Here is a 25,330-nt window from a genome sequence, read left to right on the forward strand (position 1 = left end):
TTGCAAAACCTTTCATAATCAATCCTAAGGTAGATAAGCTTAGGCTAGCTACTTCAAATATTATCCGATAATGTAAATAGTTATCGTGTTAATTATTTCTCATCTCTTTAATCATTTCCGTACTCCTAAACTCAATTATATCACCGTAAACACATGCTATAACTAGATCTTACGAGCTTAATGTTTTTTAAATTATGTAAAATTTAATTTGAAATCTTAAGCTGATGGCTGTGTGGGGCTGTCCCCCTAATCAGCCCAAGAGTCATACATAAAAATTTTATACGTCGTGCAAGACATTAAATCCAATCTGCCGGGCCGTGACTTTGAAATATAGAAACAAATAAGGGATATTAGTATCCCTTATTTGTTAATTAATAAATTCAAAAAGTTTTGAGCCGTTTGTTCCTCCGGGCAAGTTTTATTTATAAAATTGATTGATAGAATTGATAACACTAGTATCAAAAATGTGAGATCTTTCTGCTCCATAGTAGCTAATAGGATAATACCCCACAAATGTTTTAAAAGCATCTACATATTGTTGATAGCGTTGTTGAAAAATAACCGCACTTAAATTATTGGCAGAGTCGCCCCAATTAACCTTACCATCAACTTCCATTTGAACTCCAATACGGGTTTTAATACCACTTAATTTAATTGCTGCAGGCTTTCCATCACGGAAAGTTACTTGCTGTTGATCTATGCTGTGTTTTACGCCTTGTAAATTCGCAAGAGGTGCTTTATTGTCAGTTCCTGTTCCATTGAAATAGTAGTTAGGTTGTAACAGAACCTCATCAAAAATATTTGTCCTATTTGTTATATAACCTACACGTTTAATTGTATCAGCTGCAATGCCTTCAGCATTAGAATAGATTGGTACCCATATGAAATTATAAGGTTTTGATAAGGAGTTTTTAACATACTGTGATAAATCTGAAGCTAATTTAACTGACGAATTGTTCGTGAGATTATTATAGTCAAATGATGAGCCTGGGTTGTTATACATATACTCGCAGTTATAATAAAATCCTTTTACGGATTTCCCAAGTTCTTTGTCTACCTGGTTAATAAAGCTTTGAAGCTTCGGATATAGGGTCTTAAAAGGAGCACTTGCATGATTCAGACCTGGTAACCCAACAATAACAGGTTTAGGGTTTTTAGAATTATTAATAGTGTTCACAGCATCTTTTATATATGATAAGGCCTTAGAATAAGAATTATTAGACCCATCAGTATATATTTCCCAGTGCGGGGTAGGTAAGATGACAAATTCATCAACATTTGTAAATTTTTCAATATCTTGAGTGGTGAATTGAGAATATTTTTTCCCGTTTTTTGTCTCACCTACATAAAGGAATACACGTTTTGAATTCGAAGCTGCTTGTACATCTGTAGAACCCAAAAAGGTGAAACTAGTAATGCTTAATACAAGCATCATAATTAACGATAAAATCTTTTTAATTGGTTTCATAGAAACCCCTCCTTTAATTTTGATAATATGTTTTAATATTGAAATTCAAGATTATTGCATCAGAGAAAAAAATAACTTTGTAATAATTTGTAAAACAAAAAATGTTTTTGTCAATTTGTAAAAAGTAGGAGTATTGATATTGCAATATTAAGAGTTGGTTTTATTGCTATACAGTCCCCATCACCATCAAGCTAAAATTTTATGGTATCCCCAGAATGAGATTTTTTGCTAATTTGTAATAAAAAAGCTTATTTTTTTGTTTTGGGGTATTTCTTAATTTTTAGGTTGATGGGCATGCCGCTGTACCCCAATAAAACCTTGTATTATTTTTCTTAAGCAGTGATTCTACATAAATTTCAAACTATATATTTTTCATTTATATACCTCCTAATACATATCTAATCTTTAGTTCATACTTATATATTAGACTATTATTCTTTCATCTCACTTTCATATATCTTACAATAACCTTAAATATCTTTTTGTAGATATTGGATATTTTGCAAGGAAGGTGGTAAGGGATATGAAAAAAACTATATTAATAGTTGATGACGACACAGATATTATCGAACTATTAAAACTTTTTTTAGAAATAGAAGGTTTTCTTGTTTTAGAGGCTTCGGATGGTGAAGCAGCTTTAAAATATGTGAAGGAAAATCATATTGATTTAGCTATTGTTGATATTATGATGCCTAAAATGGACGGCTATCAATTAATTAAAAAGGTTCGTGAAACGTTGAAATTCCCAATTCTTATATTATCAGCCAAAACACAAGAAATAGATAAAATTATGGGATTAGGACTTGGAGCGGATGATTTTATTGTTAAGCCTTTTAGCCCTTTAGAAATTATAGCAAGGGTTCAAGCACATCTTAGAAGATCTTATGAATTTAATAAGAATACTTTAGAAAGTACGGTTAATCAGATACATATTGGTAATTTAATATTAGATCATCATTCTTGCATGCTCTATAAATATAATAAGTCAATTACTCTCAGTGCCATAGAATATAAACTGTTGACACTTTTTATGGAAGATCCCGGGAGAATATTTACCAAAAAACAAATTTTTGAAAGAGTATGGTCTGATCATTATTATTCAGATGACAATGCTATTATGGTGCATATTAGTAGACTACGCGAAAAATTGGAGGACTCCCCCAGAAATCCAGTATATATAAAAACTATACGAGGACTAGGATATCGCTTTGCTAGAAGGGATGAACTTTATGAAGGATAAGGTTCTATATATTCTAATTAAAAATTACGTTATATTTGCATTGATAATTGGATGCACCGTGATAATTTTATTTTTACTTTTGAACTATCAATTGGAAAAGCAATTGGGAACACTACAAAACTTAAAAGCAAGTGAGGTAGTACGTGAAGACTTTAAAGCTATAAACTCCAAAACAATAGAATCCTTTGGAGGCTGGGTAGAAATTCTTGATGAGAATCTGCGAATTATCTACACTAAAGGGGGAAAAAATGATGATGTTTCATTCTATTCATCAAAAGAATTTACTGCTTTATTTTTTGATGATTCTAAGCTTCCTTATTATTCTTCTGTATCATCATTTTTAACGAAAAAAGGGGATACATATTATTGTCTTGTCAAAATTCCTAAACAAAAATTACAGTATAAGTATGCTTTTTCTGATGAAAATGAGGAGTATTTATATATTTTTTTTAAGATATTAGTTCTTATTGCAGTTTTATTTTTCATTCTGTTTTTTATCAATGTATATATGTTTAGTAGGCGAATTGCTATGAAAATAACAAAGCCTTTGGGTCAATTAGTAAAGGGATTTGAGCAAATTGCTAGTGGGAAATATGATAAAAGATTGAACTATAAAGCAAATTTTGAATTAATGCAAATACAGGATTCTTTTAATCTCATGTCGGAAAGACTTGATAAAATAGAAAAAGAAAAGAAGAAATTAGAAGAAAACAAACAGAGAATGCTTGTAGATTTATCTCATGATTTAAGGACGCCGATTACAACAGTTCAAGGATATATTGAGGCGTTACAACTAGGGATAATTACAGAAGAAAGTAAAAAAGAAAAAACATTAAATATTATATACAACAAAATTCGAATCATTGCATTATTAACTGAAGACATTTTTGAGCTGTCTAAATTAGAACGTTCCGATTATCCTTTTGAAGTAACTCCTACAGATATGTCTGAATTTATTCGTGAATTAATAGTAGAATATTATGACCTATTTCAAAATAAACAATTCATATTTCAATATCAAATTCCTTCAAAAAATGTAGTTATTCCAGTTAACAAAAAACTATTATATCGCGCTGTATCTAACCTAATATCTAATACTTTAGAATATAACAAGGTAGGTACAACTGTTTTTGTAGCGTTAATTGAAGATAAAAATAAAGTATATATAGACATTATAGATAATGGTATTGGGATTCCCAAAGATATGGTGAAAAGTATTTTTGATGCATTTGTTCGAGTAGATAGTTCTCGAACAAATGATGGGGGTTCTGGCCTTGGACTGACCATTGCAAAACACATAGTAGAAAAACATGGGGGAGATATATGTTTAGATAGCAAAAAAGGAAAAACGCATTTTCGTATTTCTTTGCCTAAACCAAATGAAGTATGAGATTGCACAAGAATTTGTTGTAAAACTTGGCGGTAGATTTACTCATTAATTTTACCCGAGACATAAAAGCAACATGAAGTAATAATATATGTTTATTCCTGTATTGATTTTATGAATACATTTAGACACTTACACAAAAGGCATCCAAATAGGATGCTTTTTATGTTATATAAAAATTGCATAATAAACGATGAAATGAAAAAGATACTTAAGGTTAGTGTAAGATAAATGAAAGTGAGATGAAAGAATAATAGTTTAATATATAAGTATGAGTTACTGTTAGGAGGGATAAAAAAGTATACCTTTACGAATGAAAAAAATTCTTATATTTTAGGGATTTCAAGACAAACAATATCTTTACTTATTCATACCTCAAATATTTTAAACAAACATTTGATTAGTAAAGTTAAACCATGGAATCCAAATTTAATGATTATTTATTTTAAAAATTAACACATTTCTAACAAACAATCTCCATTAATTTAAATATATATTATACGGTGAGATTGTTATACAAAAAAATATTAAAGGGGATAAAGAACATGTTAAAAAATGCTGGTCTAGGGTTACTTTCTACAGCAATTGTATTAACTTCCGGTTTAGGATTATCCAGTACAGCCTCAGCTGATATCACTAAAGTTTCTTTTTTAGTAGAATCTAAAGGGGAAATTACACGAAGTATAGATTTAATTGGGTACAAAGATAAAGAACCTAACAACACTTTGGAAAATGCAAGTATATTCGGTTTAAATGGTGTAGTTTATGGTAACCTTAATTTAACAGATAAAGAAGGTGTTGATATATTTGAATTTACACCAAATAAAACAAATTTGGCTTACTTTAAATTAACTGGTTTTTATAATGATAATAATTTTGATTTATATTTATTAGATAGCAGTGGGAATGAATTAGCCCGATCTCAAACTAATGTAACAGAAAATATTTATTACAAAGTACAAGCAGGAAAAACCTATTATCTTAAAATACAAGCATCCGCTCGTCATAATCCAGATGGTGACTTTGATTATACTTTAAAATCCTTTGCAGAAGGTAATTATTAAAAATGACCAATAAATCATATTAAAACTCCCTAGCGGTTGTTAGGGAGTTCTAAAGGTTCTGTTGCAAATTAACTCTATAGTTTTCAAAATATTTGCTTCAAAACAAAAAAGCCGCTTACTTTAGTAATGGCTTTTTTGTAGGTAATGAATCTCAAACACTAAATTGAAACACTATTTGTTACGCATTCACTGAAAGATTGACCGCTTACATTTACTATTTTAGCATATTTGAATGCAATTAAATGTTCCAAACTAGTGAACTTTCAAACTTGAATCAATTTAAAATATAGTATAAGTTTGTGTAGTAAAGGCGCAAAAGTAGGGAAAGGTATGTCCGTGAAACCCCCTGATATAAAGTACATTTTACACACTTACTTTATATTAGTTTACATAATCTTTATTATCGGTAGTCGTTAGAAATGAAATTTTTTCGTCTCAAATTCAAAAGTACTGTTATGTTATTGAGACGAAAAATAAAACAGTAATTATCCCAAATAGATATTACATATTATATGAGTTAATACAGTAAGTTTGGCCTAATGATATTTCGTTTAACACGAGAGTTATCTATGCATCAGACTAGGATCTACACTTCTAGTAATCTATTAAAAAAGTCTCATATCTCAAAACAAAAAGTATTCTTGATTTTTGAGATATGAGATGAAATTTTGGTATTTGTACAAGTATTTCACATTGTATTTCGTATGTATGCCAAATTAAATTGATATAAAGTGTAGTTTAAGTATCGTCACCTGAGCTTGCACCTTCGTATCTAATACTTTTCGATATTCTTTTAAGGTCATTACACCAAGATACATGCTACTTCCCTTCTGAATACTGATTAGGAAGTATTTTACCAAGACTAGATTTATGTTATCGAATGAGGCTTTGATTTTGCAGCTCGTTCATACTTCGTTCTTTGTTGTAGTTGTCAGAAACGTTCGGGTTTAAGGAGTCTAAGTATGTTTGCAAACCTACACGTTCTTGTAAAATATAATACCACTCATCTTGATCCATCTCTCTCTCCTCTTCCTAGCTGATAGCTATACCTCTCTCATTTACACAGTTATACAAGGTTTTTCTTCTAGTGGAATGTAATCGGCCTCTTTTAGCTCATTAAAAGAGCGTAATTGTACGCTGTATATCGTATCTCCCGCTGCTTTCATTCCAGAGAAAAAATAAATTTCTCCTTCTATTTCATAGGCAGGACGTATGATTAGTCCTTTTTGACTTTCATATTGGACATGGCCAATTTCAACGATTCCTTCATTTAAAATGGCATCTCGAGCATTTGTATAGTCATTTCGAAAATCGGTATGAATCGCTTTATAAGACATTGTATCCCTCCAGTGTTTGATGAGTTGCTTTTAGCTATGTTCATCCAGGTGCCTGGCATGTATTTTGAATGACATGTACGTTTAAATTCGATGTAGGAAAACATAATTCCTAGTTTGTTCTTGTTCTTTTATGGAAAAGTAACATTTGTCATGTTGTGTTTATAGAGTCCAAAAAGAGTAGCACCCTTTTCAGGTACTACTCTATCTTTACGCAATTGTATATATGGCTTAATATCCAAGTATGCCGACAATTTGAGCTGCTTTGTTGTTACGAATGGAATAATAAATTTCTAAGCCTTTACGTTCAGCTTTTAGTACTTTACCCTTCATTTTCGATAAATGTTGTGAAACAGATGATTGGGGTATCTCTAAAATTTTTGTTAGCTGCGAAACATTAAAAGTATTATGTTTGCTTAGCTCGTTTACAATACGTAAACGAATTGGATGCGCCATTATTTTTAAAATTTCAACATCTTCTTCAGTAATATTAGTTTTTTTTGATTCCAGTACGGTGCTTGTCATAGTTATTCTCCTTTATTACTTTCTTATGAGAAGTTATTTACCCTAGTATTCTGTATCAAAATTTTATATTTTATATATCTCAATAGATAAAAATTAATGTAACATTAATAAATTCTATAGTTATTATATAACGGATTTTCTATTCGAGTGTGAAGTTCATCTGGAGTTTGCGTGATTTTTATATATCCTAATGTACAACTGAGCGAATGTATATCTGAGGTCTGATATTGCATAATCGTAAATAATAAAAATATAAAGTTCTCATATTTACTAAAGGTAAGTAATCCTTCTACTTTATCTTTCTACAATACAATTACGTTCTTACAGGGGGGCACCACACATCTATCAACTTAAGAATGGAAACAAAGTGTACTTTCATTTTGTGGGGTAAAGCATTCCTAAAATAGAAGCATACTCTTAATAATATGCATACCAAATAAACCCTATCGTTTTATTAAAGGTCAAGGCAATAGTAATGAAATCCTATATTTATGCGATTGAATATAATGTCACACATTTTATAAGGTAAAAAGGAAAGGATAGATGAACAGGAGAGTATACCTGTTTACATCTATCCTTTTTTACAACAATATGACCACATTTACTACTACAACAAGGATTATTATCACAACAATTTTTCATATAGTTATTGAACTATTTTTTGAATAACTAAATTAACCTCTTCGTTAACTTTAATTACGAATAAATGGTCCCCTTCACCTTCAATTGGATCAACTACATCTTCATTAAAAGATTCAGCATGTTGTCTACCATATCTATTAAACTAGCGGTTTTTATTTTCTCTGATTCCTTTCCATACCTAAGGTACCCAAAAGTCCACTGGATTCCCGAGGCTACCATCCACATTTGTGTCTCTGAAAAGACATTTTGTGCCACTAGACGTAACTGTAGATTCCTGAACAAGCTAAATCATGAAAATACATACAAAGATAGATTATCATCCATTCCATTACTATTTTGCTTCGTTCGAATAGAAAAACTCGGAAGAACGCCACTTGTTCGATATCTCCTCAATGTGATAAGGTGTCGTTCTGCAGCATCCACCTATTAAACGTGCACCTGCTTGGTACCATTCTTCAGATTGAATATCCAACGCGTTACATTGTTCATGATCATGCCATGTTTTTGTTTCTGGATTATAAGTTTCACCAGAGTTTGGATAAACAATAATCGGTTTTTTGGTGTTTGCCCTCAACTCTTGGATTGCACCAGTCACAACGGTTACTGGCGCACAATTGATACCTATCGCTACAATTTGTTCACTTTTCTCAAAAGCTCGTACACACTCCACGAGTTTGATACCTTCACTAATCTCTTTCTCATTTTTTAGCGAAAAGGAAAGCCACGCATATGTTTCTGGAAACTCACGCAATAATGTATCTAATACTCTTGCTTCTTGCAGGGAAGGGATCGTTTCAAATGCCAATAGATCTGCACCTGCTTCGATTAACGCAGACATTCTCGAACGGTGAAAGTCTGCTAATGTTTTATCTGTCACACCATAGTTGCCTACATACTCTGAACCATCTGCAAGATATGCCCCGTACGGCCCAACTGATGCAACAACCAATGGTTTAGGCCTATTCGTTTGCGTATTTTCCTTCCAAAAATCATCTCTTGCCCTTCTTGCAAGTAACACCGTTTTCTTAATTAATTCCAAAGCTTCCTGTTCTTTTATTCCACGCGCGGAAAACCCATTAATAGTAGCTTGATAGCTTGCTGTTATGGCGCAGTCCGCTCCAGCACGAAAATAGTCTGAATGAACCTGATAAATGAGTTCCGGATTTTCTAATAACACACGTGCCGACCAAAGGGGATCGTCCAAATTACATCCATGCGCCTCCAATTCTGTAGCTAATGCTCCGTCAAGAAGCATAATGGAATGTTGGGATAAAATAGCATCAATTGGGTTGATTTTGTTCGACATAATCTACGCCCCTCTTTTTTAGATTTTTTGTTAGATAATAACTTCCATAGCAAAACAAAATAAACGGTATGCCACAATATAAGGCAATTCTCTGTGTTGGATCGAATGCAATTCCAATACACGATGCCAGACAAAGGATAAAAGAAGCAATTGGTACTAATGGATATAGTGGTGTGCGATAAATCAAGTCCTTTTCAGAATTTCCTTCTTTCAAAAATTGTCTGCGAAATAGGAACTGGGAAGCACTAATACTCATCCAAACTACAACTACTGCTAGACCGGAAATGGAAACAAGTACGATATAGACAGTATCTGGTGCCACAATACTTGAGAGCAAAGCCAAAGCTCCACCCACCATGCTGAAAATGACGGCGTTGATTGGAACACCTTGCTTCGTCATTTTTCCAAAAATCGGAGATATCGTATTCTTATTAGCAAGCGACCAAAGCATTCTAGAAGAGGCATAAAGGCCTGAGTTTGCCGCAGATAAAATGGCTGTTAAGATAACGAAATTCATTATGTCAGCTGAATATGGCACCCCAATTCGTTCTAGAACTGCAACAAAAGGGCTCTCTAATATCCCTGCATCGGAAATAGGCAATAACGCAGATAAAACAACAATCGTTCCTACAAAAAAGATGATCAATCTCCACAGAGTAGTTCGAATGGCCTTCGGTATCATTTTTTCCGGGTTCGCTGTTTCTCCAGCTGCAATGCCTATTAACTCTGTTCCCGAAAAAGCAAAATTAACCGCAAGCATGGTCATTATAACGGCCGTAGCACCATGAGGAAATAAACCTCCACTTGTAAAATTAGAAAAGAATGGTGCTGGTTTTGAATGAGTCATCGGAAGAAACCCTAGCATTGCGGCTACTCCTAAAACAATAAAAATCACAATAGCTATAACCTTTATCAATGAAAACCAAAATTCAGATTCGGCGAAAAATTTAACAGTCAGGACATTTAATAAAAAGATCAAAATGGCAAAAAGAGCACTCCATACCCAAACACTAATCGATGGAAACCATCGCTTCATAAGTAATCCAGCGGCTGTAAATTCAGAACCTAAAGCAACAGTCCAAGTTAACCAATACAACCAGGCTACTGTATACCCTGTACCCGGTCCAATGTATTTAACTGCATAACTATGAAATGCGCCCGTTTCAGGCATATGTACGGAAAGCTCTCCTAAACATAGCATAACTAGATAAACCACTAGCGCACCAATCAGATAGGATAGTATTGTTCCAAACGGGCCAGCTTGTTGAATAGTGTAACCCGAGCTTAAGAATAAGCCAGTTCCAATCACCCCACCAAGTGATAGCATGACTAAATGACGTGCTTGCATTTTCCTTTGAAATTCTTGCCCATTTTTGTTCTCCATTTCTACTCTCCTTTAGTTACTATCCAGAAAAAACAAAAACGCACTCTAAAATAGAGGGCGCTACTGACAAATAAAAACGGAAGCTCTCATCTATCAGGATTTTCACCCGCTGGAATTAGCACAGTGTCTACTTAAGCAGACCTGTTGCTGAGGTTTCATAAGGCCAGTCCCTCCACCTCTCTGGATAAGAAATATTTTTTTATAACCTTATCAATCCATTCAATAACTGTCAAGATAATTCTGTTTTTTTAAAATTATCTATTATAGAAATACAAAAAATAGAGTATTACTATAACTGCAACCCACTCCTTCTTGGGTATTATTTAAAAATCGAACAGACAAAACCTCATTTATTTATGATACGGTTCACAAGCACTTCCTCAAATTTTGAGGCACTTCTAAATATCTTCTTACTTCTTTGGCTATGGGGGTCACCATACATATCCAGCAACTTAAGGATGTGTGACGAGACCCCATATCAAGCAATATTTAGCGAATTTTCACCACAAATTATCTTTGTCTTCCTATTGGGGAGACGGTACCACTTCTTTGAAAGAGAAAAAACAGAAAATCTTGAGGTCTTATGTAGGCTGATGAGGCTCTAGAACATGAAAAAGTTCATTCGATTGTGTTTGATGAGTTACCTCCTCATTCGATTGTGATGCAGTTAACTGCAATAGTGTTATCAAATGCAGCGCTGTTGATTGTTGGAGGCGAAGGTGGTCTCGAAGGTTACGTAAAAGGAGTAGGGGTTGGTTAGCGCCTTCACCTATCCTACCCGAATAAGGCGGGAAATGGTTTAGTCCTTTGTTACAGAAGGCGGCTTTTTTATGACATCCGCATCATCACCTGTAACGTAAACTTGTGCTGTTTCTTTTTTTAGCTTTTCCTTTATTTGTTTTATTTCTTCTATTTGACGTTTTGTAACCAATACTTTATTTACTTGCACGGGGTGTTTGTTTATTTCAATTTCTTCTTCTTTCAGAGGAATTCGAAGTTCCTCCTCATTTCCTGCTTCTATTACTAATACTTCACGCTTAATAGGAACAGTGAACGTTTTCTGTTCTTCGACGACTTCTTTATGAACCTTTACCTCCCCTATTTGTACTCGTTTTTTTTTTATTTCCAGTTGCTCTTCTCGTAATTGGAACGTTTTTTCTTTAATTTCATTTGTTTTTTTAGTCGGTTTGTCGATGTTCCTTCTCGAATTCATTGTATAACTAATGCCGCCTACGAGTGCTCCTATAACGAGTCCTGTTACGATTGTAAAACCTGTTACCCAACCGATTATGCTACCGATTATCACACCAATAGTAATATACTTTCCCATAGGACCTCCTGAAGTTCTTTTTTATATATGAGGATGGAAAGAAACCTACTTAACTAGAAGTTAAGTAGGTAGGCACAATTAGTCCTCTTTGATAATATCTGTATTACCATGCGATTCAACATCTGCAACTTCTTTACGAAGTACGTCGCGTACTTGTTCTATTTCTTGAACCGAACGTTTATGAGCAGAGACTTCACCAGTGACGACCGTATGCTTTTCTACATCAATTTTTTCAGCAGTTACTGGAATGTGAATCGTTTCTTCTTCTGTAATTGGTTCATCTGTTGGTTCGTGATCAACGGCTCTTTGTTCAATAACGACTTGATCATGTAAAACAGGGACATTCACTGATTGTTCTTCCTCAACAATGTCCTTATGAAGCGTCACATCACCAGTCTCCACACGGTGTTTGTCGATCTCCAATTCTTCAGCACGAAGATCAAGATGTACGTCTTCTGCTGCAAATTCTGTATCGGCAGAGCGATCTACTTCACGTACCTTTTTTCGAGTTTCCTTTTGAGTTCCTTCTTCGTTAAATAAATCAAAAAAGCCCATGATGAAAACCTCCTAAGGGATGTGTTTGGATCTTACAAGTACTAATGTTACCTGTGTGAGTGAAAATATGCGCTTGATTTGGTGCTTGTTTCTAAAAAGGCTTTACTTAGCCATTTGGTATTTACATCCAATTTTTTTTGTTAGGGCTATTTTAAAAAAATCAGAGTCGTTAGCCTTCATGCCTTCATCCTCGATTAACGTGCCCTATCGTACTATAAGGGGTCACCATACATGCCCATCAACTTAAGAAAAATAAACGCCCTAAAACGAAAAAAATGAGCTGACTTCTCAAAGTAACTACCTATAGGGGTACCGTCACATCGCTATCAAGCTAAGGTTTTATTAAACCATCAGAACGAAATTTTTAGGCTTTCCTGTAATGAAAAAGCTTATTTATCGTTTTGGGGGTGACTTGTTTTCTTAGGTTGATGGCAATGTGGACCCCTTACACTATAAAATTAATTACTATTTTCATATCTTTCATTAAATGTGATTTGTAGCATACATCTACCACAATTCAATCCATAAATTTTACCTTTTTGCAAGATTATGGTTCAAATAATAAAGAATACAAAAATGGATACTAAATGTTACAAGTAATATAAAAAATTATAAAATCAATACACTTCACACAAATTAACCAGATCCTTAAAATTAGGAACTGGTTAATTTGTGTTTAAATAATAAATTTTATAATCTTTATATAATAATTATAAAATTTCTATATACTTGAAACAATACATATAGAGTTACCTACCAAATCGTATCCTCCGAAGTAATTAGGTATTATAAAGTGGTCTCCTTTTTTAAAGAAATAGTGCTCACCTTCTTTAATTAACTCACCTTCCCCCTTTATTACACTAACAAGAAGGAAGGCCTTTTGTTGTTCCAAGCTAGTTGATCCATCTAACTCCCATTTTGCCACTGAAAAATATGGACATTTGATAAAGTTAGTTATACTCAAATCATCTACTTTTTCATGTTTAACCTTTAACTGATTCGATATAAATGGGGCTTCTATTACATCAATGCTTCTTTCAAAATGCAGCTCACGTAAATTCCCTTCTGAATCTCTTCTATCATAATCATACAATCTATAGGTCGTATCAGAGTTTTGCTGTGTTTCTAATACTAAAATCCCTTTACCAATTGCATGAACAGTTCCACTCGGCACATAGAAGAAATCTCCAGGTTTCACCTTCACACGATGTAACAGTTGGTTCCACTCTTTCTGTTCAATCATAGACATGAATTCTTCTTTTGTTTTCGCATGATGCCCATATATAATTTCTGCGTCTTTTGTGGAATCGATTACATACCAGCATTCTGTTTTTCCTAGTTCTCCATTTTCATGTACTCTGGCATACTCATCGTTGGGATGCACTTGAACAGATAGGTCCTGATTGGCATCTAAAATTTTGGTAAGAAGAGGGAAACGGTCTCCCTCAATATTACCAAACAAATCTCGATGTTCTTCCCACAATTCCCTTAAAGATAACCCTTTATATTTTCCATTCTTAACAATACTTTGTCCATGTTGATGCGCTGCAAAAGCCCAACACTCTCCAGTTTGATTTGATGGAATTTCATATCCAAAAGAAGTTAAATGTGTCCCACCCCAAATTCTTTCTTTAAAAACAGGTGCAAAAAATAATGGTTCAGTCATGATTTGAATCCTCCATTCTATGCAATTTCATCTAGTAGTTTGTATGCTTCTGCTTTTGTTTGAACAGATAATAACCGCTCTCTATAACTATCATCCATTAGTTTTCGAGAAAGCATTTGAAGGATTTTTAAATGTTCATTTCCTTCATTTCCTTTTGGTACCGCAATCATAAATATTAACTTTGCTTCCGTTCCATCAAGGCTGTTCCAATCTATACCCGATTGTTTAATTCCAAATACCACACTCGGTTTCCTAACGGTAGCTGATTTCCCATGTGGAATCGCAATATTTATACCAATACCTGTAGTACTTTCTTGCTCACGGTTCATAATAGCTTGTTTAAATTCTGTCACTGAGTGTAATGCACCTACATGTTTTAATTTTTGAATCATTTCATCAATGATGTCATCTCTTGTTTCCCCTTTTAAGTCCGTTTCAATTAATTCTAAACTTGTAATATCTGTTAATTTTTCAATTTCTACCCTATCTACTTGTTGGCCTCTTGCTTTAGTTTCTTGTTCCAGTTGTTCTAATTTTATTGTTGCTGAAACTTCTTTTATTTGTTCACTTTCTTGTTTTTCTAACTTTAAAACGTCTTTTTTCAATACATTTACTACAACAGCTGTGACGACAGAACCTACAATTACAGCTACAAAAAACATAAATACATTATCTACTGCCCCTAACACTGCAACAATTGGACCACCATGTGCTACTCTGTCTCCTACATGACCGATCATCGCAATCACAGCACCCGTCATCGAACCAGCCATTATACTTGGAATAACCCGAAGTGGATCTTGTGCTGCAAAGGGAATCGCACCTTCCGTAATACCAAATAGCCCCATTGTAAATGATGCTTTACCCATTTCTCTCTCTGAATCTTGAAATTTCCCCTTACCTATGAAAGTAGCCAGTCCCATTCCAATTGGTGGTATACAAATTGCTGCAGCAATTGGACCCATAATTTCATAGTTTCCTTCTCCAATCATTGCTGAACCAAATAAGAATGCTACTTTATTGACCGGACCACCCATATCAAATGAAATCATTGCCCCTAAAATTAATGCTAAGAGAATTGAACTTGACCCTTGCATACCTGCTAACCAAGCTGTTAATGATACGAAAACTTGTGCGACAGGGGCACCAATAATAAATACAAATGCTAAACCTACAATAAGAGAAGTAAATACCGGAATAATAATAATCGGCATAATTGGTTGAATCGCTTTTGGAACTTTTAATTTTTTGATTCCTAACGCTATGTAACCAGCTAAGAAACCAGCGATAATACCACCAAGAAAACCAGCACCACTTTCACTTCCGTAAAAGCTTCCTGTTGCTGCAATATATCCACCAATCATACCAGGAACAAGTCCAGGTTTATCCGCTATACTATATGCAATATATCCAGCTAGTATTGGAACCATGAACGTAAATGATGCACCACCAATTTGTTCAATAGTTTTCCAGAAAGAACCCTCCGGAATCACTAAACCCCCAGGTGTTTTTTCTCCCCCAAGTGTTAACGCAATTGCAATTAATAATCCCCCGACTACGATAAATGGGACCATAAAAGATACACCATTCATTAAATGACGATATATCGGATTTTGCTTTCTTTCCTGTTGGTTACTTTCTACTATTTTTGACTGTGAATGATAAAGAGGTACATTCCCGCTGATTATTTTCTGAATTAATTCTCCTGGTTTACGAATACCATCTTGTACCCCAACAACCAACAATTTTTTCCCTACAAATCTATCTTTATTTACGACTCTATCCGCAGCTATAATAATGCCGTCAGCTTCGCGAATATCTTGTTCAGTTAACTCATTTTCTACCCCTATTCCACCTTGGGTTTCAATTTTCATTTGAACTCCTAATTTATCCGCTGTTTTTTGCAAATTTTCAGCTGCCATATAGGTATGGGCAATCCCATTCGGACATGATGTAACCGCTAACAATTTCATTCTTAATCCTCCTTACACTTCTTACTAAGCGCCTACACTTACTATAAATCAATATTACGACGTCAAAAGTTTCATTTTTTACCGTAACTTCCGGAAAATAAATCTTTTGCCTATGCAAATAACAGTTATTTAGGCCTCCACTTTTCGGTTAATTATGTAAAAAGGACAAAAATTTCATGACATTTGTTTCTTTCGTAAGCTTTTGAATAAAGGATGGTTGCTCACTTATAAAGGATAGTTCCTGAAACAATTGTTTCGTTACCTCTTGTCCATCACTTTTAACTGCTAGCATAAATACAAGTGATACCTTTTCTGCTCCCCAATCAATTGGTTCCTTTAATGTAGCAATTGCAATTACTGATTCTTGAATAAATTTTGGATTGCCATGGGGAATTGCGATTCCTGCCCCAATCGTTGTTGCTGACATTTTTTCTCTTATGATTGCATTTTCTGCATACTCTTTATCTACATACCCCTTACTATGCAAAGCATACGCTAACTTTTCAATTAGCTCATATGGGTGCTGTATATCCTGTTGTAAAAACACTAAAAATGGAGATGTATAATTGAACATAACAAAGTCTTTTTGTTCTTTATAACTTGGCTCATCATAATTTTGTATAAAGTCCCCTAGCTTCTTTTCTTCTGGCCCCTCTAATAATGGGGATACTACTATATGGGGAATGTCTAATCTTGAAAGACTAGTAGTTGAAATAACGAGATCCACATCACGATGTTTCATTATATAACTTTGTAAATCTGCTTTTGAAATACAGTCCATCACATGGATATGACGAAATTTACGCTCAATTTTTGTACGTAACAACTGCGACATGCCAATGCCCATATGGCAAACAATAATTACATTTTTAGATTTTTCCTGGTAATTTAACCGTTCAACAGATGCTTCAAAGTGTAGAGTAAGATAAGCCGCTTCTTCTTCTGGAATATATATTTTTTGAGATTCATTTATCTCTTCTAATACTTGTATCAATACATTAAACACATAGGGATACATTCTCTTTATATCGTGTAACATCGGATTAGAGACAGAAAGATCATAGCTTAAGCGATTCAATGCGGTATATAGATGAATCGTTAACCCTTCAATTAAAATTTTGTCTTTACTGAAATCAATTTCATATAACTGCGATATACGTTTAACTAATTGCTGTATAACTATAGAAAGAATTGGATTACTTTCAGTAAGTGTGCTATCCTGCATTGGTTTATCTTGATAACGGATTTTCCCACCTAAAATATGAGCTGTTAAATACGTAACTTCTTCTTCTGTAAAATGAACTGAAAAAACACATTCCAACTGTTTTAAAAATTCCAATGTCCATATATATTCTTTTGTTTCTTTCAGTATTTTAATTTCCTTTTCAGCATTTAAAATAGGTTGTTTAAGTTTCATTCTCCGTACCATGAGCAATGTATGCACTAATAAACTTTCAAATGTATCATCTGTAAAAAAAACTGCATTTCGCTTTTGTAACGCTTTCAATTCGTTCGTAACAAATTCAACCTCATGATATTGAAATTGTTCTTTAATAAATTGATTCGTAAGATCTGAATTACGAATCAAATCTGATAACCTAGCCAATGCTCTCCTTTTTTTCTTTTCATTTCCATCAATAATAAGTCCAACTCGCTGTTTTGAAACAATGGTTAAATCAAAATGATGCAACCATTTTTCAATTCTATCTAGATCTTTTTTTATAGTAGTCCGACTTACAAAATGTTGAGATGCCATATCCTGTGCAGTAACTGCCTTTACATTCATTAATAAGTTGTAAGCAATTTGTAGAATTCTTTCTTCATCTGATTCATACTTTGTACGATTATTAATACAATAAAGTTTATTAAACAAGTCCACCTTTTCATATTCCTCAATCTCTAAGTACACACCTAATCCTGGTTTCCTAACAAGAATCGCACTTGAATAATTCGCAAGGTGCTCCTCAATTATTTTAAAGTCATTACGAATTGTTTTTTCAGAGCAATTCACCTGATCCGCAAGGTCTTGTACTAAAAAATAGTCGTTAGATTCAGATAATAGCAGAAATAAAATTTCTTTTTGTCTTGTATTCATAAATTTCACCTATCTCTTATTTACTTCTATGTTATATGCATTACTTTACAAGATATTTTTTCTCTCTTTATAACTGACACTTCCAATTATATGTATTCATTTTAAAATTCCAACCATCTTACGATACATATTATTATTTAGATTTAATTGCATAACACTACATTACTCTTACTAATAAACATCAAGATTCTCAAGAAGTTAAGTCTGTCGGGAAGTGAGTTGCTTTATCAAAAAGATAAAATTCACCTCGTTCCCATGTTAGATAAACATCTTTATTTAACATCTGGAAATGATGTTCCAGATGTATTTGAAATTCACAATACCAAGGCGGGCCAAATTATATGTTACAACTTACGCTTTCCAGAAATTACACGCTATCCATCGTTTCAAGGTGCAAAAATCATCTTATATGTTGCACCGTGGACAACAACAAACTTGAACCATTGGAGAACACTATTAAAAGCAAGAGCCATAGAGAACTGCATCTATGTTATTGCATGTAACAGTGTAGGAGATGTGAATAATGAAAATCATATTGACAACACATACACTGGATACTCAATGGCCATCGATCCAAATGGAAACATTGTAAAAGAAGCGGACGACCATGAGCCAATCAGAACAGTAGAAATTGATTTAGCAAAAATAGAAGAACAACAACAAAACATCCCAATATTTAAAAATCTTTGACCGGATGTTTTTAAGTATACGAAGTAGAACCGTATCCCCCCTCTTCACCAAACGAGTGCAGTAGTTGAAGATCGGGCTATCTTAAAGGCGGATTTTTTATTCGTCTCTTAAGACTAAAAGATATATTCCAGCACAAGTACAATAGAAACAGGAAACCCCTACAATCGTATATACAGCCTCTAATACTCATTTTTGAAAAAATGCTTATGCAAAAATCCTAACTTTGTTTACAACAAGAGCAAACACAAATGGCGGTTGTTATTAATGAATATGGAGAAGATTAATTTAATTGAAAAGAAACGACGATGATCTTAACTTGTACAGATGATCTCACTTCTTTTGGTGAAAACAACTATGAAATAATGTAAAAGTAGTTCTACTCAATTTGAATAGAACTACTTTTTATTGGAAATTAAGTATTTTACAACATGTGGCTAGTTCCTAATTTCCTGTCCTTCTAAATGTCTCACATTCTGTAGAAAGACAAGAATTTAGGAACCTTGTTATACAGGAATTGTTTCAATTATTTATTTTAAATACATTAAAGGATAATTAATATTTACATAAACACACCTTTATCATGTTTAGTAATTACCAAAGGATTTATTTCTTTATAGGTATGTAGAATGATTCTTTTTATTATTGGTAGATTGTAAAAAATAATCTGTCCAAAATTAAATGAAATTCAATCTTCAATTATTTTTAATTAAGGATTAACAGTAGACATTTAATAGGATTCATCGTTCTGTTTTTAAGAGCCATCATATTCTTCACGGAACCTATTTTCATATTGAAACTTCTTTAAAATAAGTTGGATCATGTATGATGATTTTTTTTCCTAGAACGGTGATAATGCCTTCATTCTTTAATTGCTTTAACACTCCACTAACTGTTTCGCGACACGTCCCAGATATTTTAGAGATTTCGGTTGTTGTAAGTGGGCATGAAATTATAATTTCTTCTCCCTCTTGTTCTCCTAAAAAATTCATTAAATGGTGTAGCGCCTGAATAACACGATCTTGTGCATTTGGAATTGAAATATTTTGTACGCGGCTTTCATTCACTTTCAATATAGAAGATAACTGTTGAACAATATACATAAGCTGTTTTCGACTTGATCGAATCATATTCTCAAAAATTACAGTGGGAATATAGTATACATCTACATCTGTCATTGCAACAGCTGTATAATCGTATGCTTTGTCTGTAAACATATCACCATAAGGAAAAATAGAAAATCGCTTGATATATTCCTCATATAATAAATTCCCACTTTGATTGACTCGTTCTAATTTTACAAATCCATCTAATACAAGGTAAATTCTTTCTCTGGAATCACCTTCTAAAAATAAAAATTGACCTTTTTTATAGGTTCGCCAATAGATAAGTTCTGCTAGGCTCTTCAATTTTTTATCCGTTAAATGAGCAAATAATTCAAACTGCTTCAAGTCTTCAACTACGTTTCGCTTTTTCATAAAACGCCCTCTTTCTGTATACCGGAGTAAAAATTCAAGAAAGCCTCTTCAAAATTTATTTTATCATAATTAGTTTCGAGATCGTTTTACGTTCATGAATACTTTATGAATGTTACTTACTAAAAAGTATACTGTACATAAAAAAAATGAAGCAAATCACTTCATTCTTTTTATTGGTTTAAAAGCCTCTTATATGTAAACACATGCATCATGCTTAGAAATAATAGTGCCAGTATTTTCTTCTAACGCTTCATGCACTTTTTCTAGTGAGGTAATAATTGTTTTTCGTTTTGGATCTGTATTAGCAAAGTTAATCGCTGCTTGAATTTTCGGAAGCATACTTCCTGCGGCAAATTGATTATCCCGTATATGTTGTTCTAATTCATCAACTGTAACAGCCTCTAATTTCTTTTGATCTGTTTTATTAAAGTTTACATAAACATGATCAACTGCAGTTAAGATAACAAGAGTATCGGCATCTACTAATTCAGCTAGTTTTTGAGCAGCAAAATCTTTATCAATAACAGCTTCAGTTCCTTTTAACCCCTCTTCAGTTTCAATAACTGGGATTCCTCCGCCTCCAACAGCAATCACTATATCTCCATCCTCCACTAAGGAATTAATGATCTTATGTTCATGAATACTTACAGGTTTTGGGGATGGTACAACTCGTCTCCATCCTCTTCCTGCGTCTTCTTTAAATACCGCTTTGGTTTCTTCCATTAACTTTCTTGCTTCCTCTTCAGTATAAAAAGGACCAATTGGTTTTGTTGGATTTTCGAATGCTTCATCCTTTTCATCTACAATAACGCGTGTTATAACTGTGGCAACATCTTTTTTTATTTTACGTTTTTTCAGAGCCTTCTCAATCGCATTTTCCATCCAATATCCAATCATACCTTGGCTCATTGCACCACAGGTATCTAACGGCATTGCTGGTGTTTTTTCCGTTTCCGCTACTTTTTGTTGTAATAAGATGTTACCAACCTGTGGGCCGTTTCCATGTGCAATGACGATATCTACATCATTTTCCATAATCTTAGTAAGTTGTTCTGCTGTTCTTTCCAACGCTTCTTGTTGCGCTTGTGCAGTAGCGTCCCCAGATTGTATAGCATTTCCACCTAATGCAACTACTATTTTTTTTCTTTTCATCTTTCAACCCTCCAATTGATTTCATATTTACAAGATCTTATACAAAAATGCATCCCGTCTATTTAAAAAGTAATATTACCTGTAATCAGTCCATAAATTGCAAAAAATGCTAAAGCTCCAATGGCCACAGATGAAGCAAGTTCAACACGCGTAAATATTTGTTTTGGATTCGTTTGCTTTTGAACATTGTAAAAAATGAAAATCCCAGGAGCATATAATGTCATTGTCAGTAATAAATAATCTAAGCCTGCTGCATAAATTAACCAAATTCCATACATACTCGCCACTAAACCAATTATAATATTCTTTGTTCGATCATTTTCTTTAGATTGTAGACTAAACTTAAATTGATAAAATGCCGAAAAGGCATACGGAATTAAAATAGCAGAGGAAGCGAGAGAAAACGCAAAATGATAGGCTTGATCGGAAACTATAAATGTTAATAAAAAAATTTGAATTAACCCATTTGTTATCCATAATGAATTTACAGGAGCTTTGTTCTTATTTTCTTTCGCAAACCACTTTGGAAATACGCCATCTTTAGCAGCTAAATACGGAATTTCAGATGCAAGTAGAGTCCATCCTAGCCAAGCACCTAATACAGAAATAACTAATCCTAAGTTAATAAAAATCGCGCCCCATTTTCCGACAACACTTTCAAATAAATAAGCCATGGCTGGATTTTTCAAATTAGCAACATCGGCTTGTTGCATAAGCCCTAGAGATAATAGTGTAAGTAGGATGTAAATAATAAGAGTCCCAATTAATCCGATGACAGTCGCTTTTCCTACATCACTTCGGTTTTTAGCACGACTTGATAGGACAACAGCTCCTTCTACACCAATAAATACCCAGAGGGTTACAAGCATTGTGCTCTTAACTTGACTACCTACATCTCCCCATGAAAAAGAACCCGCTTGTCCCCAAAATCCATCTAAGAAAATATCAATATGAAAGGCGAAAATTCCTACCACAATAAATACAAAAACGGGTACTAATTTTGCAATTGTTGTTACTAAATTTACAAGGGCCGCTGATTGTATACCACGTAAAATTAACATGTGAACACACCATAGTAATACACTCGCGCCAATAATTGATGCTACATTTTGCCCCCCTTCAAAAACGGGGAAAAAATATCCAAGTGAAGAAAATAACAATGTACCGTAAGCTACATTTCCAAGCCAAGCGGACAACCAATATCCCCATGCACTATTAAACCCCATAAAGTTACCAAACCCCGCTTTTGCATAACTAAAAATGCCACCATCTAAATCTGCCCTTTTTACGGTTAAATTTTGAAATGATAATCCAAGGGCGATCATTCCTATACCCGTTATAACCCATCCAATAATAATTGCACCGGCACCAGCACCTTTTGCCATATCGCTTGCTAAGTTAAATGCTCCGCCGCCTATCATAGAGCCAACAACAAGAGCTGTTAAAGTAAATAAGCCTAATTTCTTTTCTTCACCCATTACACTCACCTCTCTTTAATCACAATAAAAATAAATAGCAGTAGTGAATGATAGTGTCTAAAGGTAGGGAAAGAAGGAAGTTTAACCTCCTTCTTTACTCCATATTTCCTAAAGTAGCTGCCATAACCGCTTTAATTGTATGCATTCTATTTTCTGCTTGATCAAATACTTTTGAATACTTGCTGCGAAATACTTCGTCACTTACTTCCATTTCTTTTATTCCATATTTTTCATAGATTTCTTCTCCATATAACGTTTCTACATTATGGAATGCAGGTAAACAATGTAAGAACATAACATTTTCATTTCCAGTCGCTTTAATCATGTGCATATTTACTTGATATGGTTTCAATAATGTAATGCGTTCAGCAAATTTGTCTTCTTCCCCCATGGATACCCATACATCTGTATAAATTACATCCGCCCCTGCAACAGCCTCTTCGACATTGCTTGTTACCTTTACTTGATTATTATATTTTTTGGCCATATCAATCACTTCTTGTGCTGGCCATAATGATTCCGGTGTACAAATACGAACTTCCATTCCAACAATTGCTCCACCAACTAGTAAACTATTAGCGACATTATTTCGTCCATCTCCAACATAGACGAGCTTAACGCCTTTTAAATGTCCTATATGTTCTTTTATAGTTAATAAATCTGCAAGTGTTTGTGTTGGATGCCACATATCTGTTAAACCATTCCATACCGGTACACCTGAGTTTTCAGCTAAAATTTCTACTGTTGCATGATCAAAACCACGGAACTCAATTCCATCAAACATTCGCCCTAGAACTTTTGCTGTATCTTCAACAGATTCTTTTTTTCCAAGCTGAATATCACCTTTCCCTAAATATTCAGGGTTGGCGCCTAAATCTGTACAAGCTACTGTAAATGCACATCGCGTACGAGTTGAAGTTTTTTCAAATAAAAGTGCTACATTTTTGCCTTCTAAATAACGATGTGGAATACCATTTTTCTTTTTCTCTTTTAATTCTGCTGCTAAGTCTAGAAAATATAATAAATCTTCTTCTGTAAAATCTTTTTCAGCAAGAAAGCTTTTTCCTTTTAAGTTCGGTCTAGTCATTAACATGATTCATCACTACTTTCTCCATTATTTATACTAAATATCTTTTCGAACAATCGGCATACTCATGCAGCGTGGACCCCCACGACCACGAGATAATTCCGAACTGAGTACCTCAATAACTTCTATACCATGCTCACGTAATAAAGCATTGGATACATAATTGCGATCATATGTAACAACTACTCCTGGTGCAATTGCCAATGTATTAGACCCATCATTCCATTGTTCACGAGCAGAAGCGATTACATCTCCTCCTCCACAAGGGATAAGTACCAATTCACTTAATCCTAATACTTCTTTTAAAGTATCCATTAAAGACGTATGATGTGTAATTTTAAGAGTTTCTTCATCCGATCCTTTTTCTAAAATATAAATGTTCATATTTCCTTTTGGTCCTTGGATAGCTGGATGAATTGTAAATTTATCGTAATCGACCATTGTAAATACTGTATCTAAATGCATAAACGCTCGACATTTTGGAAGTTCTATGGCCACTACTTTCTTAATTTTATTTTGACGACTAAATAAATTTTTAGCTAAGCGCTCAATTGCTTTAGCTGAAGTACGAGCAGATACGCCAATTGCAATTGTTTCCGCATTCAAGATTAGTTCATCGCCGCCTTCAATTGGAAACTTGTAATCACGATCTAACCAAACTGGCACATTATGATTTGCAAAGCGTGGATGATGTTTAATGATATATTCCATAAACAATGATTCCCGTCTACGTGCTGGTTCTCTCATTTTATTAATCGTTAAGCCGTCCCCTATAGTAGCTGCCGGATCACGAGTAAAGTATAAATTTGGCATTGGATCTAAATAAAATGGATAATGGTCTTCCATTAATTCATATAAATGTGCTTTCTTACTCGTTTCAATTTCGTTTTTCCGCACACCACCCATAATTTTTTGAATCAATTCTTCATTTGAAAAGGAAAGTAAATATTCTTTTAAAGTTTGATGTGCAACATTTACGTCAGCATGTCCTTCTTTTAAAATACGATCAACAAATTCTTCTCGAAGCTTTTTACCAACTAACGCCTCCGCTGCTAGTTTTTCTAAATAAAGAACTTCAACACCCCGATTGCGTAATGTTTGTGCAAAATAATCATGTTCTTTTTGAATAATTGGTAAAAATGGAATATCATCAAATAATAACTGCTGTAAATAATCCGGCGTTAAGTTTTCTACTTCCTTACCAGGTCGCTTTAGTAAAACCGTTTGTAATTCTCCAATCTCTGAAGTAACATGTATCGGATGTTTCATTTGTTGTACCTCCTTTTAAATTTTTTTGATGTCTTTCAAGTACATAATAAACGGTACAAACCTTCCTAATTATGAAAACGCTAACATTTTTAAGTGAAATATTTCACAAAATATTTTTTAAAATAATTTAATCTTGTATTTTTATGAACTCTTTTATCACAATGATCGCTAAAATTCTATACATTACGTATATATGATGTATAATGACCT

At 33.7% G+C, this 25,330-nt stretch carries 20 protein-coding genes and 1 riboswitch; of the genes, 4 read left to right on the top strand and 16 right to left on the bottom strand.

Annotated elements, in window-relative coordinates; all coding sequences use genetic code 11:
- Positions 1 to 418: 418 nt before the first annotated feature.
- Positions 419 to 1,468 carry a hypothetical protein gene (locus RBB48_RS27245; RefSeq protein ID WP_306008405.1) on the bottom strand — a complete coding sequence of 350 codons (1,050 nt, stop codon included), beginning with the start codon at positions 1,466 to 1,468 and terminating at the stop codon, positions 419 to 421.
- 523 nt (positions 1,469 to 1,991) lie between these two features.
- On the opposite strand from RBB48_RS27245, the gene RBB48_RS27250 reads away from it, so the two are divergent.
- The 3 genes from RBB48_RS27250 to RBB48_RS27260 all read left to right on the top strand — a co-directional run bounded on the left by RBB48_RS27250 (position 1,992) and on the right by RBB48_RS27260 (position 5,159).
- Positions 1,992 to 2,708, top strand: a complete 717-nt coding sequence (locus tag RBB48_RS27250; protein WP_000751022.1) for a response regulator transcription factor — start codon at positions 1,992 to 1,994, stop codon at positions 2,706 to 2,708.
- Positions 2,698 to 4,098, top strand: a complete 1,401-nt coding sequence (locus RBB48_RS27255; RefSeq protein WP_306008406.1) for an ATP-binding protein — start codon at positions 2,698 to 2,700, stop codon at positions 4,096 to 4,098. Before RBB48_RS27250 ends, RBB48_RS27255 begins: the two co-directional genes overlap by 11 nt.
- A 542-nt stretch (positions 4,099 to 4,640) precedes the next feature.
- Positions 4,641 to 5,159, top strand: a complete 519-nt coding sequence (locus RBB48_RS27260) for a hypothetical protein (RefSeq protein ID WP_306008407.1) — start codon at positions 4,641 to 4,643, stop codon at positions 5,157 to 5,159.
- Between the two features lie 873 nt (positions 5,160 to 6,032).
- Here RBB48_RS27260 and RBB48_RS27265 read toward each other — a convergent pair.
- The 10 genes from RBB48_RS27265 to RBB48_RS27310 all read right to left on the bottom strand — a co-directional run bounded on the left by RBB48_RS27265 (position 6,033) and on the right by RBB48_RS27310 (position 17,969).
- Positions 6,033 to 6,176, bottom strand: coding sequence for a hypothetical protein (locus RBB48_RS27265; protein WP_306008408.1), 144 nt, complete (start codon positions 6,174 to 6,176; stop codon positions 6,033 to 6,035).
- A gap of 41 nt (positions 6,177 to 6,217) precedes the next feature.
- Positions 6,218 to 6,496 carry a hypothetical protein gene (locus tag RBB48_RS27270; RefSeq protein WP_306008409.1) on the bottom strand — a complete coding sequence of 93 codons (279 nt, stop codon included), beginning with the start codon at positions 6,494 to 6,496 and terminating at the stop codon, positions 6,218 to 6,220.
- Positions 6,497 to 6,724: 228 nt separating this feature from the next.
- The gene (locus RBB48_RS27275; RefSeq protein WP_000204905.1) at positions 6,725 to 7,018 is read right to left on the bottom strand and encodes an ArsR/SmtB family transcription factor; all 294 of its coding nucleotides are present in this window, start codon (positions 7,016 to 7,018) and stop codon (positions 6,725 to 6,727) included.
- 973 nt (positions 7,019 to 7,991) lie between these two features.
- Positions 7,992 to 8,966 (bottom strand): homocysteine S-methyltransferase, encoded by a 975-nt coding sequence (gene mmuM / locus RBB48_RS27280; protein ID WP_306008410.1) that lies wholly within the window; start codon positions 8,964 to 8,966, stop codon positions 7,992 to 7,994.
- Positions 8,941 to 10,350: an S-methylmethionine permease gene (mmuP, locus tag RBB48_RS27285; RefSeq protein ID WP_306008411.1), complete on the bottom strand. Its 1,410-nt coding sequence runs from the start codon at positions 10,348 to 10,350 to the stop codon at positions 8,941 to 8,943. The genes mmuM and mmuP overlap by 26 nt, the downstream gene beginning before the upstream one ends.
- Before the next feature lie 83 nt (positions 10,351 to 10,433).
- Positions 10,434 to 10,541, bottom strand: a riboswitch (SAM riboswitch).
- 608 nt (positions 10,542 to 11,149) lie between these two features.
- Positions 11,150 to 11,680: a YsnF/AvaK domain-containing protein gene (locus tag RBB48_RS27290; RefSeq protein ID WP_306008412.1), complete on the bottom strand. Its 531-nt coding sequence runs from the start codon at positions 11,678 to 11,680 to the stop codon at positions 11,150 to 11,152.
- A 78-nt stretch (positions 11,681 to 11,758) separates the two neighbouring features.
- Positions 11,759 to 12,235 (bottom strand): YsnF/AvaK domain-containing protein, encoded by a 477-nt coding sequence (locus RBB48_RS27295; protein WP_016119337.1) that lies wholly within the window; start codon positions 12,233 to 12,235, stop codon positions 11,759 to 11,761.
- A 721-nt stretch (positions 12,236 to 12,956) separates the two neighbouring features.
- Complete coding sequence (gene manA / locus RBB48_RS27300; protein WP_306008413.1) at positions 12,957 to 13,901, bottom strand: mannose-6-phosphate isomerase, class I; 945 nt, start codon at positions 13,899 to 13,901, stop codon at positions 12,957 to 12,959.
- A 17-nt stretch (positions 13,902 to 13,918) separates the two neighbouring features.
- Positions 13,919 to 15,874 (bottom strand): fructose-specific PTS transporter subunit EIIC, encoded by a 1,956-nt coding sequence (locus RBB48_RS27305; RefSeq protein ID WP_306008414.1) that lies wholly within the window; start codon positions 15,872 to 15,874, stop codon positions 13,919 to 13,921.
- Between the two features lie 148 nt (positions 15,875 to 16,022).
- Positions 16,023 to 17,969: a BglG family transcription antiterminator gene (locus tag RBB48_RS27310; protein ID WP_306008415.1), complete on the bottom strand. Its 1,947-nt coding sequence runs from the start codon at positions 17,967 to 17,969 to the stop codon at positions 16,023 to 16,025.
- Between the two features lie 219 nt (positions 17,970 to 18,188).
- On the opposite strand from RBB48_RS27310, the gene RBB48_RS27315 reads away from it, so the two are divergent.
- Positions 18,189 to 18,659 (top strand): nitrilase-related carbon-nitrogen hydrolase, encoded by a 471-nt coding sequence (locus RBB48_RS27315; protein ID WP_306008416.1) that lies wholly within the window; start codon positions 18,189 to 18,191, stop codon positions 18,657 to 18,659.
- A gap of 785 nt (positions 18,660 to 19,444) precedes the next feature.
- Here RBB48_RS27315 and RBB48_RS27320 read toward each other — a convergent pair.
- The 5 genes from RBB48_RS27320 to arcA all read right to left on the bottom strand — a co-directional run bounded on the left by RBB48_RS27320 (position 19,445) and on the right by arcA (position 25,120).
- Positions 19,445 to 20,134 (bottom strand): Crp/Fnr family transcriptional regulator, encoded by a 690-nt coding sequence (locus RBB48_RS27320; protein ID WP_306008417.1) that lies wholly within the window; start codon positions 20,132 to 20,134, stop codon positions 19,445 to 19,447.
- Positions 20,135 to 20,323: 189 nt separating this feature from the next.
- Positions 20,324 to 21,286, bottom strand: coding sequence for a carbamate kinase (gene arcC / locus RBB48_RS27325; protein ID WP_306008418.1), 963 nt, complete (start codon positions 21,284 to 21,286; stop codon positions 20,324 to 20,326).
- A 62-nt stretch (positions 21,287 to 21,348) separates the two neighbouring features.
- The gene (arcD, locus tag RBB48_RS27330; protein ID WP_098082331.1) at positions 21,349 to 22,764 is read right to left on the bottom strand and encodes an arginine-ornithine antiporter; all 1,416 of its coding nucleotides are present in this window, start codon (positions 22,762 to 22,764) and stop codon (positions 21,349 to 21,351) included.
- 94 nt (positions 22,765 to 22,858) lie between these two features.
- Positions 22,859 to 23,857, bottom strand: coding sequence for an ornithine carbamoyltransferase (argF, locus tag RBB48_RS27335; RefSeq protein WP_098131518.1), 999 nt, complete (start codon positions 23,855 to 23,857; stop codon positions 22,859 to 22,861).
- Between the two features lie 30 nt (positions 23,858 to 23,887).
- Entirely contained in the window at positions 23,888 to 25,120 is a 1,233-nt protein-coding gene (arcA, locus tag RBB48_RS27340; protein WP_098538135.1) for an arginine deiminase, read from the bottom strand.
- Positions 25,121 to 25,330: the final 210 nt, after the last annotated feature.

The organism is Bacillus sp. MMSF_3353 (genome assembly GCF_030733445.1).
Classification (GTDB): Bacteria; Bacillota; Bacilli; order Bacillales; family Bacillaceae_G; genus Bacillus_A; species Bacillus_A wiedmannii.

Coding starts and splice junctions, on each gene's coding strand:
- RBB48_RS27245 (WP_306008405.1), bottom strand. CDS start 1,468: ATGAAACCAATTAAAAAGATTTTATCGTTAATTATGATGCTTGTATTA.
- RBB48_RS27250 (WP_000751022.1), top strand. CDS start 1,992: ATGAAAAAAACTATATTAATAGTTGATGACGACACAGATATTATCGAA.
- RBB48_RS27255 (WP_306008406.1), top strand. CDS start 2,698: ATGAAGGATAAGGTTCTATATATTCTAATTAAAAATTACGTTATATTT.
- RBB48_RS27260 (WP_306008407.1), top strand. CDS start 4,641: ATGTTAAAAAATGCTGGTCTAGGGTTACTTTCTACAGCAATTGTATTA.
- RBB48_RS27265 (WP_306008408.1), bottom strand. CDS start 6,176: ATGGATCAAGATGAGTGGTATTATATTTTACAAGAACGTGTAGGTTTG.
- RBB48_RS27270 (WP_306008409.1), bottom strand. CDS start 6,496: ATGTCTTATAAAGCGATTCATACCGATTTTCGAAATGACTATACAAAT.
- RBB48_RS27275 (WP_000204905.1), bottom strand. CDS start 7,018: ATGACAAGCACCGTACTGGAATCAAAAAAAACTAATATTACTGAAGAA.
- mmuM (WP_306008410.1), bottom strand. CDS start 8,966: ATGTCGAACAAAATCAACCCAATTGATGCTATTTTATCCCAACATTCC.
- mmuP (WP_306008411.1), bottom strand. CDS start 10,350: ATGGAGAACAAAAATGGGCAAGAATTTCAAAGGAAAATGCAAGCACGT.
- RBB48_RS27290 (WP_306008412.1), bottom strand. CDS start 11,680: ATGGGAAAGTATATTACTATTGGTGTGATAATCGGTAGCATAATCGGT.
- RBB48_RS27295 (WP_016119337.1), bottom strand. CDS start 12,235: ATGGGCTTTTTTGATTTATTTAACGAAGAAGGAACTCAAAAGGAAACT.
- manA (WP_306008413.1), bottom strand. CDS start 13,901: ATGACTGAACCATTATTTTTTGCACCTGTTTTTAAAGAAAGAATTTGG.
- RBB48_RS27305 (WP_306008414.1), bottom strand. CDS start 15,874: ATGAAATTGTTAGCGGTTACATCATGTCCGAATGGGATTGCCCATACC.
- RBB48_RS27310 (WP_306008415.1), bottom strand. CDS start 17,969: ATGAATACAAGACAAAAAGAAATTTTATTTCTGCTATTATCTGAATCT.
- RBB48_RS27320 (WP_306008417.1), bottom strand. CDS start 20,134: ATGAAAAAGCGAAACGTAGTTGAAGACTTGAAGCAGTTTGAATTATTT.
- arcC (WP_306008418.1), bottom strand. CDS start 21,286: ATGAAAAGAAAAAAAATAGTAGTTGCATTAGGTGGAAATGCTATACAA.
- arcD (WP_098082331.1), bottom strand. CDS start 22,764: ATGGGTGAAGAAAAGAAATTAGGCTTATTTACTTTAACAGCTCTTGTT.
- argF (WP_098131518.1), bottom strand. CDS start 23,857: ATGTTAATGACTAGACCGAACTTAAAAGGAAAAAGCTTTCTTGCTGAA.
- arcA (WP_098538135.1), bottom strand. CDS start 25,120: ATGAAACATCCGATACATGTTACTTCAGAGATTGGAGAATTACAAACG.